Genomic DNA, 16,870 nt, shown 5'->3' with positions numbered 1-16,870 from the left:
CGGAGGCACCGGTGCCCCGGTGCGCAACGTGGCGAGGACCGCATTCGTGCGTCGGGTTCGCGCCACGTACATCCAGGCGGCCAGCAGCGCAAAGGCCAGCAGCAACGCCATCGTGAAGTAGTGGAAGCCCGACAGGCCGAAGACGCCGTGCGCCGGGGCCGTGGTCAGGGGATCGGTCAGGTTCATCTCGCGCCGGAACCACGCCAGCGCGATCCCCCGCGGCGCCTGTCCTTCGGCCAGTGCGCGGTAGGCCGACAAGCCGCTGTCGAATTCGCCCCAGGCCACGCGCATGCGGTCGGATGCTTCCTGCAGGCCGCCGTAGTCGTTGCGCTGGACCGCGTGCGACGCCTCCGACGACAGGGACGCCAATAGCTGGATCCCTTCGTGCATCCGGTGGTGGGCGAGCTGCTCAACGCTCGCGCGCCGCTCCGGCGGTAGATCCGGCAGCGCCATCAGCTGCGGATACAGCAGCTTGTTGAGGCGCCGATCCCGACCGCACTCGTCTCCGCGGCAGCCGCGCATCATGTCGTCCATCATGCCGGCCATGGAACCGCCCATCGATTCATCACTCGAAGCCGGCATGCTGGCAGTCGCGTCCGGGTGATGCGCGGCGTGTTCGTCATCGCCGGACGATGCATCAGCCGGCGGTGTGGCGTTCATCGAACTGCTGCTTTGCACCGGCGTGTCATCGGCTGGCGCCGGCTGCGGTACCGCCATGCTTCCGGCCTTGTGATGCGCGGCGTGATCGTCGTCGCCCATCGGCACGCCAGCCGCCGGCGTGGTGCCCATCGGCACACCACCCATCGAGCCGCCGCCCTGGGCAGATGCCGTGCCGGCAGCGACCAGCTGCGCAGCCGTGGTGTAGCCGACCTTGCCTTGCAAATAAGCTGCGTGTAGATCAGCAGCCGACTGAGCGCCAGCAGTTCCGGGAGCTAGCAGCATCGCCAGCGTGGCTGCAGCGGCGACTCGCTTCCACCGTACGAAGTCTTCCGTTAGCACCGCGCCGGCCTCCGCTACATGTGGCCCATCTTCTTCTTAGCCATACCGCCACCCATGCTCGAATCCATCTTCTGCATGGTGGCGTCAACCCTCTGCATCTGCATCTCGCAGTGCTTCATGTCCTCATTCATCTGCTGCATGTGCTGCATCGTGGCAGACATGTCCATGCCCTGATGCGCAGAGGCGTCGCCAGTCTTCATCGCCATGGCCTGTTGATGCATCTGCATGCTGCCTTCCTGCATCTGTCGGCCCATGGCCTCCATGGCTTGCCCCTTTTGGCGCATCATGGCTGCCATCTCCTCCATGTGCGTGGCCATGGCATCGGGCGTTGCAAGCGTATTCTGAGGAGCAGAGGACTTCGGATCGGTAGCGTGCGCCGATGGCGTGCTGGTGGGCTGCTGTCCAATTGGGCTAGGCATGGCGTTCTTGTTGTGCATGTCGTCATCAGCGAGCGTCGTCCCAGCGAGGAGTATTCCCACGAAGCAAATTGGAGCGAGGGGTGTGCGTCGGTGCGGTCTCATGACAACCTCCTAATGGTTGTTTTTCTGACTTTGGCTGTGGGCGTAGGAAAAACTACCTTACAGATCAGGCTATTACTAATAGCCTACGGAGAAGAAGCTGTCGTAAACCTTACTTGTGCATTACATTTTCACGTTTGTTGGTGAAATAGTTGTATTGATTTTGAAGAGGAGGTAGCAGGTTATTTGTGGTTTGCGGCGGCGGAGATAGCAGGTGTTTTGCGAGTAGTACGCTGAAAATATGTTAGTTTAGGTAACTGACATAAATGTAAAGTTTAGGTTATATAAACGACAGGTCTGATCTGCAATAAAGCCAAACAATATTTACGAACTATTCGAGGCTCGCTCATAAACGGGTCCAAGCTTTCCCTTGTGCCGAAATTTGCGTGCTTCGGAGTTAAACATGATGAATGACTTGATCAAATATCGCGCCTGGTCGGCACACCCGTTTCCGCTCTCCGCTCATGACTGGCGTGGTGCGCAAGCCGAAGTCCTCGAATATTCTAGTTGTCGTTGCTGCAATCAACGGGACCGGCACTGCAGTAAGGAGATTCTATGAACTGGATCGTTCAGCCGCTGCCCGTCCGCAGTTGGGGGCTGCTAGCACCCGTCATCCTAGGCCTTGCTCTGAGCAGCGGCGCGCAGGCTTCGCCAGGGTCAGCCGAGCTTGGCGCCACGTTGCCTCCGCTGCTAGACCTGCTTGAACGGCAGAGCCCAGAGCTCCGGGCTGTCGGGCATGAGAGGCAGGCCGCCTGGGAGCGTCCCGATGTAGCCGGTGCGCTCCCGGACCCGATGCTCACTTTTGAGGAAATGGGCATCGCCCGCGACGACCCGAGCCTATCGCCCAGCGGCGTTGGCAGCACACGTTACGCGTTCCGTCAGACTTTTCCTATTGGCGGCAAGCGGGGGCTTGCTCGCGAGATCGCAGAGGCGGGCGCCGAGCAGGCAGCGGCCCGCGAGCGCCTGAGCCGAGTCGAGCTCAGGAGTCTCGTCAAGCTTGCCTTCAACGAATACCAGTATGCCCACGCAGCCATCCAGGTCACCGAGGAGCTGCGGGCGCTGGTGGATGAGCTTGAGAGTATTGCCCAAGCTCGCTACAGAGTGGGGCTTGCGCCGCAACAGGACGTGATCAAGGCTCAGACCGAGCACACCAGTCTGCAGAGCGAGCTGCTGACGCTGGAACGCGACCGACGCGGCACGGCGGCGCGGTTGAACGGCATCTTGGCGCGCCCTGCGAACTCGCCGCTGGCGGAGCCCGCCGGTTGGCCTGCTCTGCCTGCATCAGTGCCGACCTTGGCTGAGCTGCAGGCTCGTATCTTCGGTGGCAATCCTCAACTGGCTGAGCTCAATGCACGAATTCAAGAGGCCCAGCGTGCTGAGGCGCTTGCCAGCCGAAACTGGATTCCGGATATCACCGTCGGCACTGCCGTCGTCCAGATGGGTAACCGGGCCGAAGAGTTCGAGTTGATGCTGGAGATGAATATCCCGCTGTGGGGCAAACGCCGCAGCGCAGAGCAGCGCGAGGCCGTTTCCTTGCGCTACGCCGCCGAGGCTCGTCGCGAGGCGGTCAACAGCCGTCTCGCGGGCAGCGTAGGTGAAGCGTGGTCGGCGTTGGAGACAGCCTTTCGACAGCACGAACTGATTGACAGAACGCTCCTGCCGCAGGCGGAGCTCACCTATCAATCGGCGCTCGCCAGCTATCAGACCGGCAACGTCGATTTCGCGACCTTGCTTGATGCCCAGCGACAGATTCGCCAGCTGAGGCTGTCGCTGCTCTCGCTGGCGCTGGAGCAACGAGTCCAAGTGGTGGAATTGGAACGTCTTGTCGGAGCAGAACTATGAATCGCAGCATGATTTTCGGCGCAGGTGCGCTCGCCCTTGCGACGGCAATCGCCGGCTTCGGTGGTGGCTACATGGTGGCGCAAAGGACAGGCTCCTCGGAGGTAGCTGGAAGCACCGCCCCACAAGAGCGCAAGGTTCTGTACTACCGCAACCCCATGGGGCTGCCCGACACGTCGCCAGTGCCCAAGAAGGATCCGATGGGGATGGACTACATCCCGGTCTACGCCGACAAGGGGCCTGCTGCCGCGCAGGGCGAGCGCAAGATCCTGTACTACCGCAATCCCATGGGACTGCCGGACACCTCCCCGGTGCCGAAGAAGGACTCCATGGGTATGGAGTACATCCCCGTTTATGAGGGTGATGAATCGGGAAACACCGTTGTAATCAGCCCTGAGAAGGTGCAGTTGCTGGGTGTACTGTCTTCGCCAGTTGAGCGCCGCGTGCTCACCCGTACAGTGCGTGCAGTCGGTACGGTGCAGGTCGACGAGCGCGGCCAATACACCTTGGCGCCCAAGTTTGAGGGTTGGATCGAAAAGCTCTACGTCAACACGACCGGTGAGCCGGTTCGCAAAGGCCAGCCACTTATGGAGGTCTACAGCCCCGAGCTGGTGTCGGCGCAGCAGGAGTTCCTGATCGCCAATGCCGGGCAGCAAAGTCTTGCCGGCGGCAGCGCGGCCGCGCAAAAGGGGCTCGCCTCCCTCTCCTATTCTGCCCTTGAGCGGCTACGCAATTGGGATATCGGGGAAGCACAGCTTGAACGGTTGCGTCGTACTGGCAAGGTAACTCGCACTTTGACGATCGCCGCGCCCGTGGATGGCGTGGTATTGGATAAGCCATCGGTTGAAGGTATGCGCTTTCAGCCAGGGGATGCCCTCTACCGAATCGCGGATCTCGATACCGTCTGGCTTATCGCTGAGGTTTTCGAGCAGGATCTGGCGTTAGTTCAGCTTGGGCAGAAGGCGCAGCTTACGGTAAGCGCCTATCCCGACCGGCGCTTTAGGGGCGAGGTAACCTTCGTTTATCCCGATCTGTCGCCGGAGACTCGCACCGCCAGGGTTCGCATCGAGCTAACCAATCCCGACGGCCTGCTTAAGCCGGCTATGTTCGGCACCGCTCAGCTCGCAGCAGGTGAGCAGGCGCCGGTGCTCGCAGTGCCTGACTCGGCGGTAATCGACAGCGGTACTCGCCGGATTGCGCTGGTTGCCCTGGGCGAAGGTCGCTTTGAGCCGCGCGAACTGCGCACAGGCAGGCGTGCCGACGGCTACCTTGAGGTGTTGGAAGGGCTGGGGGAGGGCGAGTCAGTAGTCACGCGCGCCAACTTCCTGATAGACGCCGAGAGCAACCTAAAGGCAGCGCTAAGCGGCATGAGTGGGAAGTCGGCTTCGACTGCAGAAGCGGATCCCCATGCCCATGGAGCCGCCGTCGGGCCTGACGGTCCCGCCGCGCCAGGCAATGCCGATGCACTTCATCGTCATGCTGGACACGACGATCACAGTGATAGCGGCAGTTACGAGAGCAACGAGCTTCATAAGCCGGCGGGTGAGGTGGATGCGGGCCACGGTAGCGACGCTGAGTCTGGGAGTCACCCAGATCATGTGATGCCGGACGGCGGCCATTCCCATGGAGGGCATTAAGCATGCTTGCCAAAATCATTGAATGGTCGGTGCGCAACGTCTTCCTTGTGTTGCTCGCCACGCTGATTATCATCGGCGCCGGCATCTACGCGGTAATGAAAACCCCACTGGACGCACTGCCGGACCTATCCGACGTGCAGGTGATTGTGTACACCGAATATCCTGGGCAGGCCCCGCAGGTGGTAGAGGATCAGGTCACCTATCCGCTTACCACGGCGCTGCTATCGGTGCCCAACTCCAAGGTGGTGCGAGGCTTCTCGTTTTTCGGTGCCTCCTTCGTCTATGTCATCTTCGAGGACGGTACCGACATCTATTGGGCCCGCTCGCGGGTGCTGGAGTACCTCAACTTCGCTTCGAAGAACCTGCCAGCGGGGGTGACACCCGCGTTAGGGCCAGATGCCACAGGTGTGGGCTGGGTCTACCAATACGCCTTGACCAGCACACGTCATACCCTTGCTGAGCTACGCACCCTGCAAGACTGGTTCGTGCGCTATCAGCTCACCAAGGCCGAAGGCATATCCGAGATTGCGAGCATCGGAGGCTTTGTCCAGCAGTACCAGGTCACCGTTGACCCGCAGAAGCTTCAGGCCTATGACATCCCGTTGAGCCGGATATCTGAAGTCATCCGTACCAGCAATGCCGACGTCGGTGGCCGCATCGTAGAGATGAGCGAGACCGAGTACATGGTGCGCGGTCGTGGCTACCTGCGCGGTGCAGAGGACATCGAGAAACTGGTGCTGAAAGCTTCACGCGGAATTCCGGTTCTGCTGCGTGATGTAGCTCGCGTCGAACTCGGCCCGGACGAGCGTCGCGGCGTCGTTGAGCTCGATGGAGAGGGTGAGGTGGTCGGCGGCATCGCCGTTGCCCGCTACGGCGAGAATGCTATGTCCGTGATCGACAATCTTGAGGCCAAAATAGAGGAGATCCGTCCCGGCCTGCCGGAAGGAGTGAATATCGAGACGGTGTACGACCGCTCGGATCTTATCCAGCGCGCTGTCGACAATCTCAAGTTCACGCTTCTTGAAGAGTCGATCATCGTTGCGCTGGTGTGCGTTGTGTTTCTTCTGCACGTGCGCAGTGCGCTGGTGGCCATCCTCATGCTGCCGATTGGCATCCTAATGTCCTTCATCGCCATGCGCTGGCTAGGGCTCAACTCCAACATCATGAGTTTGGGCGGCATCGCGATCGCCATCGGTGCGATGGTGGACGCAGCTATTGTGATGATCGAGAACGCCCACAAGCACCTGGAGCGAGCGCCGCCGGAGAAGCCGCGTGTACATATTATAATCGAGGCCTGTCGGGAGGTAGGCCCTGCGCTGTTCTTCTCGCTGCTGATCATCACAGTCTCCTTCCTACCGGTGTTCACGCTGGAGTCGCAGGAGGGGAGGATGTTCTCGCCGCTGGCGCTCACCAAGACCTTCGCTATGGGCGCTGCGGCGCTGCTATCAGTGACCCTGGTGCCGGTGCTGATGCTGCTGTTCGTGCGAGGGCGGATAATCCCCGAGCACAAGAACCCGGTGAACCGCTTTCTGATATGGGTCTACCGCCCGATCATCCAAGGTGTGCTGCGTTGGAAGGTGATGACAATCGTTGTAGCGCTGGTGGTTTTGGTCGTTAGCATTTTGCCGGCGCGGCAGCTCGGTAGCGAGTTCATGCCGCGACTCAACGAGGGCACGCTGCTGTATATGCCAGCCTCGCTTCCTGGTATGTCTATTACCAAGGCCGCTGAGCTCATGCAAACGCAGGACCGGATCATCAAGAGCTTCCCAGAGGTGGCCTCGGTGTTTGGCAAGGCGGGCCGCGCGGCCACGGCCACCGACCCGGCGCCGGTGGAAATGTTCGAGACGGTGGTTAACCTCAAACCGGAGAAAGAGTGGCGGCCAGGAATGACGGTGGACAAGCTCATCGCCGAGATGAACGACGCGCTGAAATTTCCGGGCGTGGCAAATAGCTGGACTATGCCCATCCAAGGGCGCTTGGACATGCTCTCCACCGGCATTCGAACGCCCATTGGCATCAAGGTATTTGGCATGGACCTCGCCGGGATCGAGCGGCTAGCAACTCAGATTGAAGCGGTTGTGCAGGCAGTGCCCGGCACCACCAGCGCGTTTGCCGAACGTATTACAGGCGGCTTCTACCTCGACATTTCGCCCGACTATGACGCCTTGGCCCGCTACGGCTTGACGGTAGGGGAAGTGCAAACGGTGATTAGCACCGCCCTTGGCGGCGAGCTTGTGACCACCACTGTCGAAGGGCGGGAGCGATTCGGCGTCAATGTGCGCTATCCGCGAGAGCTGCGTTCCGATCCCCAACGGATCGGCACTGAAGTGCTAGTGCCGACGCCGAGCGGTGCACAGATACCACTCGGCCAGCTTACGGACATCAGCATCACTAAGGGCGCGCCGAGCATCCGCACTGAGAACGCATTGCTATCGGCCTATATCTACGTGGATATTCGTGATAGGGATATCGGTAGCTACGTGCGCGAGGCGCAGCAAGCTGTACAGGAGCAAGTGAGTTTCCCGCCTGGGTATTATGTCACCTGGAGCGGCCAGTTTGAGTACATGGAGAGAGCGGCCGAGCGGCTGAAAATCGTAGTGCCGTTGACGCTGGTGGTGATCTTCCTCCTGCTGTATCTGAACTTCCGGCGGCTTACCGAGACGCTGATCGTCATGCTCTCAGTGCCATTCTCGCTGGTAGGTGGCGTTTGGCTGATGTGGGCGTTGGGCTACAACTTCTCCGTTGCAGTAGCGGTGGGTTTCATTGCTCTGGCTGGCGTTGCCGCGGAGACAGGCGTGATCATGCTGATCTACCTTGACCACGCGCTCGATGAGCGTCGAGCAGAGCGGGAGGCTGCCGGTGAAAAGCTGACGGTGGATGACCTTTACCAGGCAGTGATAATTGGCGCGGTGGATCGAGTGCGGCCGAAGATAATGACTGTGGTTGCCATCATGGCCGGTCTGTTGCCAATCATGTGGGGCACCGGTACCGGATCGGAGGTGATGAGGCGCATCGCCGCGCCGATGGTGGGCGGCATGGTTTCTTCGACGATTCTTACGCTGGTTGTTATTCCGGCGATCTATACGCTCGTGAAACAGCGTGGCCTGGCCCGTTCGGCTTGCTAAATGATGCGGATTCGAGCATCGATTTGTTCGAATCCGCCCTGATCGTCCGGCCGGTGGGTAATCGCATCGACTCCGACACCGATTCGCATCCTCCATCAGTCATTCGCGACGCTAATGGAGCCATAGATCTTGGAGGCGAAACGGTGTCGCTGCTGACTGTGCAGGCGCGATTCCCATCGACGGTATCGTCAACAACCAAAAGGCCCCAGGCTAAAATAGAGAAGACGTTGCATCGCCTGATAGATGTGCCGTGCAGCATGGCGCACGTGAAGTACGTTGCCGAAATCGATCTGGCGCTTAACCAGAAGTACTCGGCGTGCGGCATTCGCATCGCCTCCTAATTCCACCGGTCTTCATCTGGTCGCCGTGATGGATCTTGGTTTACGCCAGCTAACAAGCCAGGTCGAGCAGCACCGCAGATTCCAAATAACTGCCGCGGGAATCCATTCTCGGACGGCAGGCCAAGCGATGCGAATGGACAGCCACGCAAATCAGGCTTCGTGTCGATCACGTCTGCTACCTGTAGCAGCTACTTCGATCCAGGCGACCTGGCGTGGCCTCGGTGATTGCCACCATCGGGTGCTTCATCGGGCTACACAGAGCAAACGAAGCGGCATTGTACGGATTAAGCTTGCCGCACTCACCGCCTCAAGATCTTGGCGGTACTGCCTGCGCCCGCCACTTTCGTGAGGCAGTCGTATCCGCGTTGGGCAGCCCTAGCTCCGCAATTGCGCGCTAAAATGAAAGACGCTCCCCGCCGTTACCTTATGCTTCATGGGTAAGGCGCGAAGCCGCGTCTCTGAGCCGTCCGGATCAATTCGAACGAGCCATCCATCCCTCGCCATTATCAGCGTACGGCCTGCCTGAACTGCACGCAGGTAAGCAGCATGCGTGGCGCTGGCTGCGAGCGCAGGAATCAATCCCTCGGGATGGCCAATTTCGTGGTCGCTGGGCTCTGTCATGGTTTAGCCTCCAAATAGGGGGAATCTACGACATGGGTGTGCGCTATGGTAAGGCGTCTCCGCCATGCTTCTGACTTTAGCTTCTGTAAGGAGGGTGGCGTCATGGACACACCTAACAGCTGGCGAGTTGTCTGCCAAGATCCGGGAGACGGCAGCGGAGACGTAATCGTTGAGCTTCCATCTGAGTTACTTGCGAAACTCGGTTGGACGCTGGGAGATGAGCTGATAGTGGAGAAAAGCGAGGAGGGATTTTCCCTAAAGCTCAAACCGCGGCCCGTGAACGCACCTCTTTAGGCGGATTGCACCGCATAGGCGGCATAGCCAATGAGGCGTTCCGGCGTTAGATCGAACTGCGCTTCGAAACACTCGACCATCGTTCTGGTCGAGTCGACTGCGGCAGTACGATGCACCGGAGTCGTTTCCACTTACATGATCACGCCATGCTCGGTGTCGCTCAGGAAGTTGGCGGAGTAGGCAAAATAAGCCGAGCCAGGGCGGCGGTGTCAGACTTTATTCCTGGCTGCGGTGGGGCTTTTCCGGCGGACGCGTTAGGCTGTGTCGAACTATATTTCCGTTGTTGCGGCATGCCATAGCGCTGAAGCTTGCGGATTTTGCGGCCCTCTATGTCAAACTATATTCTGGGCATCCACGTGTGTTGTTGTTGTGTAAAGCAAAGGCCCTGCGGGGCCTTTGTGCTTTCAGCCGTATTCGCAGTCGTGTTCCAGCGCGGCAGCTTCGGCGAACAGGGCGAAGGTCTGTTCGGCGGCGAGCAGCATCGGTTCCCAGGCGTAACTGGCAGCATGCTGTTCGAGACGGGCGAGGAAGGCCGGCCAGAGCCTGGCGACCTCACCATGCTCGAGGTAACGAATGGGGGCGGTCTGGTTGGCCTGACGTACACGCCGTGCGAGCACGCGGCCACCCAGGCGTGACCCTTCCAGCACGTAGGCGACGCCCCAGCAGCTGGCGAAATCGTTCAATGATGGTATCGACAGCGCTGCTGGAGACGGGCATTCCAGTTCGGCCAGATCGGCCCATAAGGCATGACGGCGCACCCGCATCGGCCAGTCGTCGAGCAGCGCCGCGAAACCGGCGCGCTCCAGCGCGATCTCCGCGGCGCTGAGGACCCGGCTGTGAGCACGCAGGAAGCGACGATAATCGTCTGGCTGCTCGAGGCTGAAATCCGAGAAGGCGGCATCTACTTGCTCATGCAGTGGCGCCGTGGCCTGCCTGAGGCGTGCGCGCAGCTCAGCCATCGGTCAGGCTGCCTTCGTTCAAAGCCAGATGAATCTTGCTCGCCAGTTGTTCCTCGCGGAACGGTTTCTGGATGATCGAGTAGCCGGCCAGACCCAGTTCACACAGCTCGGCGTAACCGGTCACGAAAATCACCGGCAGCTCGGGGTAGCGCGTGCGCACGGCACGGGCCAGTTCGCCGCCGTTCATGCCGGGCATGGCGAAATCGGCCAGCACCAGATCGACCTCGATATCACCGGCCAGCAGCTGCAAGGCATGGTCGCCGCTGTCCGCCTCGGTCACTGCGAAGCCGAGGTCCTGCAGCATCAGCGCGGTCACCTCACGCACGCTGGGATCGTCGTCCACCAGCAGGATGCTGTGCTGTGCATTGTCCTCGCGCGTCCCGGCGCTCACCGCCAGGATCGGCTCCAGCTGCTGCGGTGCCGCGGTGCGCGGCAGGAATACCTTGACCGTGGTACCCACGCCCTCGCGGCTTTCGATACGGGCACCGCCACCGGATTGCTTGGCGAAACCGAAAACCTGCGCCAGGCCGAGGCCTGAGCCCTTGCCGACTTCCTTGGTGGTGAAAAAGGGCTCGAACGCCTTGCTCAGCACTTCCTCGTTCATGCCTGTGCCGGTATCGGTCACCGAAAGCACCACGTACTCGCCTGGGCCGGGATCTTCGGCGCGCAGTGCCGGTTCGCTGATCACCACGTTGCGCGTGCCCAGCGTCAGACGTCCGCTGTCACCCATGGCGTCGCGGGCATTGATCGCCAGGTTGAGGATGATCATCTCGATCTGGGTCGGGTCCACCAGCGCGTGCCAGATGTTGGCCTGGGTGTCGGTCTCGATGCTGACGCTGCCGCCGAGGGTGCTTTTCAGCAGGCTGAGCAGGCTGACCAGGGTGTGGTTGAGGTCGATCGCCGCGGGCGTGAGCTGCTGGCGCCGGGCGAAGGCGAGCAGCTGGCTGGTCAGCGTGGCACCGCGTTCGCCGGATTCGCGGATGTACTGCAGACGTCGCAGGCTGCGTTCTGCCGGGGCGCCCTGCTCCAGATCGCTCTGCAGAAAGCTGGCGCTGGTGAGGATGACCGTCAGCAGGTTGTTGAAGTCATGGGCGACGCCGGCGGTAAGCTGGCCGACGGCTTCGAGGCGCTGCATCTGCTGCAGCGTGGCCTCGACGCGCTCGCGCTCCTGGATCTGCGCGCGCAGCTCGCGGTTGGCCTCGGCCAGTTTGTCGACCGCGGCGATTTCGCTGGTGATGTCCCGCGCCGCCGAGTAGATGCGACCGTCATCGGCGACCACCGACCAGGACAGCCAGCGATAGCTGCCGTCGCGATGACGCATGCGATTGACGAAGCGGTTGGTGACCTTGCCTTGGCCGACACGGGCGTTTTCTTCCTGCGTCGCCTGCAGATCGTCCGGATGCACAAGCCAGGTCAGTGGGTGCTGCATGAGCTGCTCCAGCGGCCAGCCGAAGGCCTCCTCCCAGATCGGGTTGAGCGCGACCGGCATCATGTCCAGGCGAGTAACGGCCAGCAGGTCGCGGGACAGCTCCCAGGTGCGGTCACGTTCGCGGGTGCGTTCCTGCACGCGCTCGCCCAGGGTTTCGTTCATCTGCCTGAGGGTCTGGGTCGCCAGCTGTTGTTCGGTGATGTCCATCACCACACCGACGAAGCGCGAGCATTGCCCGCCTTCGAAGAACGCCTGGCCGCGGGTTTCCATCCAGCGCAGGCTGCCGTCATCGAAGAGCACGCGATAGGTGGTGCAGAATTCACCACCGTCTTCACCGGCGATGGCACGGGCGATTTCCTCGCGTATCCGCTCGCGGTCCTGCGGGTGGCAGAGCCGTTCGAACAGCGGCATGTCCACCGGGTCCTGTTCACCGATACCGAGCATGGCCCGGCAACGCTGGTCCCAGATCAACGTGCCGCTCTGCGGTTCGTAGTCCCACATGCCAAGGCGTGCCGCGTCGATCGCCAGGCGTGCGCGTACCTCGACCTCGCGCAAAGCCTGCTCGGCCTGCAGGCGGCGGCGTCGTTCGTTGACTTCGGCCAGTGCCCGTTCCACTGCCTTGGGTAGAAAGCCGAGGTTCTGCTTAAGCACGTAGTCGACGGCGCCGGAGCGCATCATGTTGACCGCATGCTCCTCGCCGAACACGCCGGAAAGGAAGATGAAGGGTGTCTGCGGTGCCAGTCGACGCGCTTCCTGCAACGCCTGGCTGCCGGAGAAGCCTGGCAGGATGAAGTCAGCCAGGATCAGGTCGAAGGCGCGTCGCTGTAGCGCTTCCACGACGCCGGCATGGCTGTAGACCAGTTCGGTGTGCAGGGTGTAGCCACTGCGCTCCAGCGCTAGCTGGGCGAGTTCGGCGTCGTGCGGGCTGTCCTCGATGAACAGGACGCTGATGTTCTTTGACGCTGGCATATCCATCCTGTCGAGGAAGCAGGAATCATCGAGACGGCCCGCCAGGCGCGGGCCGGCAGTGCTCGTTCAGTTCTTTTCGTCTTTGTTGCGCGCGCGCTTGAGTCGCAGGGAACCAGGTGGCGGCTCGTTGAGAACGGCCCAAAAGATGCCGAGGTCGGAGATTGCGGCGACAAAATCTTTGAATTCGACCGGTTTGACGACGTAAGCGTTCACCCCGAGCTCATAGGCTTTCATCAGGTCGGGTTCTTCCCGCGACGAAGTCAGCATGACCACCGGAATGCTGCGCAGCTCGGCGGTCTCGCGGACGGTCTTGAGCACTTCCAGACCGTCGACCTTGGGCAGCTTCAGGTCCAGCAGCAGCACTGCCGGATTGCCATCGGCGCGATCGGCGTAGGCGCCGGTGCGCTGCAGGTAGTTCAGCGCCTCGGCGCCGTCACGCATGATCACCACTTCATTGGCCAGCTGGCTGCGCTCCAGCGCGATCAGGGTGAGTTCCAGGTCGTGGGGGTTGTCTTCGACCAGCAGTATCGGTTTCAGCATCAGATGTCTCGGTCCAGGAGGGACGATGTGTAGGACAGTTTGGGGAGTGAGAAGTAGAACGTGGCGCCCTTGTCCAGCTGGCCTTCGGCCCAGACCTGGCCATCGTGGCGCTCGATGATGCGGCGCACGCTCGCCAGGCCGATGCCGGTGCCTTCGAACTCCTCCATGCGGTGCAAGCGCTGGAACACGCCGAACAGCTTGTTCGAGTACTGCATGTCGAAGCCGACGCCGTTATCGCGCACATAGACCACCACCTCGCCGGCGCGTTGCTCGGCACCCACTTCAATGACGGCCACCTCACGGGTGCGGCTGTACTTGACCGCGTTGTCGATCAGGTTGCGCAGCACCATGTGAATGAAGGCGGCATCGGCGACGACGATCGGCATCGGCAGCAGGTGCCATTCGATCTGCCGACCTTCGCAGTCAGGCGCCAGCTCCTCGCGAATCGAGGCGACCAATGCACCGAGGTCGACATCCGACAGCCGCAATGCGGAGCGGCCCATTTGCGAGAAGCTCAGCAGGTTGTCCACCAGCGTGCCGGCAAAGCGCGCGGCGTCGGCAATGTTGTCGAGAAAGCGCATACCGCGTTCGCTCAGTTGCTTGCTTTCCATCTCGCTGAGCAGCTCGGTATAGCCGGCGATATGCCGCAGCGGAGCCCGCAGGTCGTGGGAAACGCTGTAGGAGAAGGCCTCCAGCTCCTTGTTGCTGGCGCGCAGTTCGCCGGCCAGCTGGGCCATCTCCTCGGCTTTGCGCAAGACAATGCCGAGCACCGCGTTGCGCAATTCCAGCGCGCCTTCGATCACCACCTGATCCCAGGGCTGCGCATAACCGCGCAGGGTTTCCTGCCATTGTTCGAAGCTGTGCCGCGGACTGAGAGCGCCGCTCTGACGGTCGATCTGTTTTTCCGGCTGACCGGCCCAGTTGACGGTCTTGATCTGCTCGTGGCGAAACCAGATCAGATAGTGCGCGTGCAGGCGCGAGATGGAGATGGCCATGACCCCGGCACAGTGCTCGGCGAGCGCCGGCATGTCGGGAATGTCGCGGCTGATGCAGTCACTGTGAAACACCAGTTCGTCGCGCCGCTCGCCCAGCCACTGCGCCAGCTGCAGAATCTGTTCATGGTCCGGTGTGTTTCCGACGGTTTCGCACTTGTCCGCGGAGATGATCGCCGCGCCGTCGGCCCCGGCGAAACCCAGCACCACCTCAGGGAGGTGACGAAAGCCCTCGACCACGCTATCGCGATCGGCCATGGCCGAGAGCAGATGGACGATCTGGTGGCGCAGTTCCAGCTTACGTTGCGCGAGGGTCTCGCTTTCCCGTGCCTCGATCTGCAGCGAGAGGATACGACCGAGCAGCTCGCAGGCGGTGCGCGTCTGGTAAGTGACTGCTCGCGGTTCGGCATCATGGCAGGAGATCAGCCCCCACAGCCGATCGCGAATGACGATGGAGATCGACATCGACGCCAGCGTGCCCATGTTGCGCATGTACTGCAGATGCACCGGGGAAACGCTGCGCAAAGCGGCAAAGCTCAGGTCGAGCGGCGCGCCGGAGCCTGGATTGAGCGCCGGTATCAGCGGCGAGGGTTGATAGTTGGCGTCCTGAATCACCCGGATCAGGTTCTCGCGATACAGCCGGCGCGCCTGTTGCGGGATGTCGGCTGCCGGAAAGCACAGACCCAGATAGCTCGGATAGCCGGGGTCTGCCGCTTCGGCCAGCACCACGCCATTGTCTTCGGCATCAAAGCGATAGGCCTTGACCCGGCCAAACCCGGTGATGCGTTTGACTTCCCGAACCGCCAGCTGACAGAGCGCTTCGAGTTCGCGGCTGTCCTGCAGCTGGGCGACGAAGGTGCGCATCAGCGGATACAGGGTGTCGTAGGCCTGGGCGGGGTTCTCCGCGCGTTCGAATTCGAGGATCAGCTGTCCGCGATGGCGATGGCCGAGCAGGGCGAACGTCTGGCCCGCGGCTCCGGCCAGGCCGATGCTCACATCGCTCAGGTGAAAGGGATTGTGATCGTCTGCGCTCAGCGCCTCGAGACCGGCTTCAATGCGCGCGGTGGGCAACAGGTCCGACAGTGGTTGGCCGAGCAGTGAACGAGCGTCGATTCCGAGCCAGAGCTGAACGTTTTCACTGGCCTGCTGTACGTGTAGCTCGGGTTCGCTGACCACCAGCAGGAAACCGTGGGGCTGGATGCTACCGGGGATATGGATTGGCTCGTCGGCGCATCGGTCGATGGCCTGGAGCAACTCCTGAGCTTCGGTAGTGGTCATTGTGTGTCCTTGTTCAGGTCCGAGTGGACCGGAGGTGACTGGCAGGCACCAATGCAAGCTGCTACCTAATGTCTGCAATCGTGCAGGTTGAAACGGGCAAGTCGCCGTGAATTTATTAACCGAGCGTTTCGCTCGGCCATGCACTTTAACGCGACAGAACTGGCTCGCCAATCCGACGGGCTGTATAAACGGGGCCTTGCCTGGGGGCATACGACAGGAGGTGGGTGTGGAAGAAGTCATCGAACAGCTGCGCGAGCTCAACGAGCCGGTACCGGTACCACTGGAACTGCCGGACGACGATCTGCTGGTGGAGATCGAAGAGCAGCTGTTGATCAACCTGCCGTTCGGCCTGCGTGAGTTCCTGCTCCAGGTCAGCGACGTGATCTACGGGCGCCTCGAGCCGGTCACCGCCACCGATCCGCAGTCACACACCTACCTGCCGGAAGTCGCCGCCAATGCCTGGGATGCCGGCGTGCCGCGCGATCTGATCCCGATCTGCCAGGACGGGCGCGACTACTACGTGGTCGATCTGGAAGGCGAAGTCACCCTGTGGGACGGCGACGACTGCGAGCTGACCGATGAGGAAACCTGGGAGACCGTCTGGCATTGGGCGCGCGACGTCTGGCTGGAAAGCTGAAGCAGATATACGACGGTATCGACACGGCGGCGCCGCGACGGCCTGTTAAGCTGTGCGCCCGCCGGACACTTTCCATTACTTCATGCTGACTCTGAGCAATCTGTTTCTGTTCATGCTGCTGGCTGCCGCCGGCGCCTGGCTGTGGCACTCCCACGGTATTCGCGAGCGCGCCCTGCAGGCGGTGCGTCGGCACTGCCAGAAGCTCGATGTGGAATTGCTCGACGGCAATGTGGCCTTTCGCAAGCTGACGCTGTTGCCGGATGCACGCGGCCAGCGCCGGCTCGCGCGTATCTACGGTTTCGAGTTCACCGTCACTGGTGAGCAGCGCCACCCCGGCACCATCGTCATGTTCGGTGCGCAGGTCGGTCGTATCGAATTGGCGGCGCATCCGTTTCAGCCCGCCGACGAGCCGGGGAGGGTGATTCAATTGGACGACTGGCGCCGCCCCCGCGAATGACAGGTCATTCGTCGATAAGGCACTCGACCATGCCCTGTTGCAGTTCCGCCTGTGACTGAGGTTCGCTGAAGATCAGCTCTATCCTTGAGTCCCGCCGCCATTCGCTGCTCCTGAAGACCAACGCCTGACCGTCCAGTGCGTTGGCTGACTGCCAGTTGCTGCGGCCGTGGGCCACCAGCTTGGCGCGACGCCAGGGCCAGCGCGCCAGCCATTGCGAGAGCTGGCCGAGATCGAA

General features: G+C 61.6%; 12 protein-coding genes and 3 pseudogenes. 7 read left to right on the top strand and 8 right to left on the bottom strand.

Features of this window, described 5'->3' with window-relative positions; genetic code table 11:
• Positions 1 to 882: pseudogene (locus LO50_RS00690) on the bottom strand (2Fe-2S iron-sulfur cluster-binding protein); the annotation flags it as partial.
• Between the two features lie 131 nt (positions 883 to 1,013).
• Positions 1,014 to 1,436, bottom strand: coding sequence for a hypothetical protein (locus LO50_RS00685; RefSeq protein ID WP_169918116.1), 423 nt, complete (start codon positions 1,434 to 1,436; stop codon positions 1,014 to 1,016).
• Between the two features lie 636 nt (positions 1,437 to 2,072).
• Between LO50_RS00685 and LO50_RS00680 the strand changes: the two genes are divergently transcribed.
• The 5 genes from LO50_RS00680 to LO50_RS25255 all read left to right on the top strand — a co-directional run bounded on the left by LO50_RS00680 (position 2,073) and on the right by LO50_RS25255 (position 9,374).
• Positions 2,073 to 3,359 (top strand): TolC family protein, encoded by a 1,287-nt coding sequence (locus LO50_RS00680; RefSeq protein ID WP_003296208.1) that lies wholly within the window; start codon positions 2,073 to 2,075, stop codon positions 3,357 to 3,359.
• On the top strand, positions 3,356 to 4,993 hold the full coding sequence (locus LO50_RS00675) for an efflux RND transporter periplasmic adaptor subunit (protein WP_003298499.1): 1,638 nt from the start codon (positions 3,356 to 3,358) through the stop codon (positions 4,991 to 4,993). The genes LO50_RS00680 and LO50_RS00675 overlap by 4 nt, the downstream gene beginning before the upstream one ends.
• Positions 4,994 to 4,995: 2 nt before the next feature.
• Positions 4,996 to 8,118, top strand: coding sequence for an efflux RND transporter permease subunit (locus LO50_RS00670; protein WP_011914418.1), 3,123 nt, complete (start codon positions 4,996 to 4,998; stop codon positions 8,116 to 8,118).
• Positions 8,119 to 8,141: 23 nt separating this feature from the next.
• Positions 8,142 to 8,459, top strand: a complete 318-nt coding sequence (locus tag LO50_RS00665) for a hypothetical protein (protein WP_020307713.1) — start codon at positions 8,142 to 8,144, stop codon at positions 8,457 to 8,459.
• A gap of 723 nt (positions 8,460 to 9,182) precedes the next feature.
• On the top strand, positions 9,183 to 9,374 hold the full coding sequence (locus LO50_RS25255; RefSeq protein WP_020307714.1) for a periplasmic substrate-binding domain-containing protein: 192 nt from the start codon (positions 9,183 to 9,185) through the stop codon (positions 9,372 to 9,374).
• Positions 9,375 to 9,388: 14 nt separating this feature from the next.
• Here LO50_RS25255 and LO50_RS25250 read toward each other — a convergent pair.
• The 5 genes and pseudogenes from LO50_RS25250 to LO50_RS00635 form a co-directional block, all read right to left on the bottom strand.
• A pseudogene (locus LO50_RS25250) lies at positions 9,389 to 9,571 on the bottom strand (IS5/IS1182 family transposase); the annotation flags it as partial.
• 207 nt (positions 9,572 to 9,778) lie between these two features.
• Positions 9,779 to 10,333, bottom strand: coding sequence for a biliverdin-producing heme oxygenase (locus LO50_RS00650; RefSeq protein WP_044313780.1), 555 nt, complete (start codon positions 10,331 to 10,333; stop codon positions 9,779 to 9,781).
• The gene (locus LO50_RS00645; protein ID WP_044313779.1) at positions 10,326 to 12,731 is read right to left on the bottom strand and encodes a response regulator; all 2,406 of its coding nucleotides are present in this window, start codon (positions 12,729 to 12,731) and stop codon (positions 10,326 to 10,328) included. The genes LO50_RS00650 and LO50_RS00645 overlap by 8 nt, the downstream gene beginning before the upstream one ends.
• Before the next feature lie 66 nt (positions 12,732 to 12,797).
• A complete protein-coding gene (locus tag LO50_RS00640) occupies positions 12,798 to 13,271 on the bottom strand; it encodes a response regulator (protein ID WP_023446463.1) in 474 nt (157 codons plus the stop codon).
• The gene (locus tag LO50_RS00635) at positions 13,271 to 15,541 is read right to left on the bottom strand and encodes an ATP-binding protein (protein WP_044313778.1); all 2,271 of its coding nucleotides are present in this window, start codon (positions 15,539 to 15,541) and stop codon (positions 13,271 to 13,273) included. Before LO50_RS00635 ends, LO50_RS00640 begins: the two co-directional genes overlap by 1 nt.
• Before the next feature lie 226 nt (positions 15,542 to 15,767).
• On the opposite strand from LO50_RS00635, the gene LO50_RS00630 reads away from it, so the two are divergent.
• Positions 15,768 to 16,178, top strand: a complete 411-nt coding sequence (locus LO50_RS00630; protein ID WP_044313777.1) for an SMI1/KNR4 family protein — start codon at positions 15,768 to 15,770, stop codon at positions 16,176 to 16,178.
• A gap of 82 nt (positions 16,179 to 16,260) precedes the next feature.
• Positions 16,261 to 16,635 (top strand): DUF3301 domain-containing protein, encoded by a 375-nt coding sequence (locus tag LO50_RS00625; RefSeq protein ID WP_014822224.1) that lies wholly within the window; start codon positions 16,261 to 16,263, stop codon positions 16,633 to 16,635.
• A 4-nt stretch (positions 16,636 to 16,639) separates the two neighbouring features.
• On the opposite strand, the pseudogene LO50_RS00620 reads toward LO50_RS00625, so the two are convergent.
• Positions 16,640 to 16,870: pseudogene (locus LO50_RS00620) on the bottom strand (cobalamin biosynthesis protein CobW); the annotation flags it as partial.

This window comes from Stutzerimonas stutzeri, assembly GCF_000935215.1.
Lineage (GTDB): Bacteria > Pseudomonadota > Gammaproteobacteria > Pseudomonadales > Pseudomonadaceae > Stutzerimonas.
Note: the sequence above shows the minus strand (reverse complement) of the source record. Positions and strands in the feature narration are given on the sequence as shown.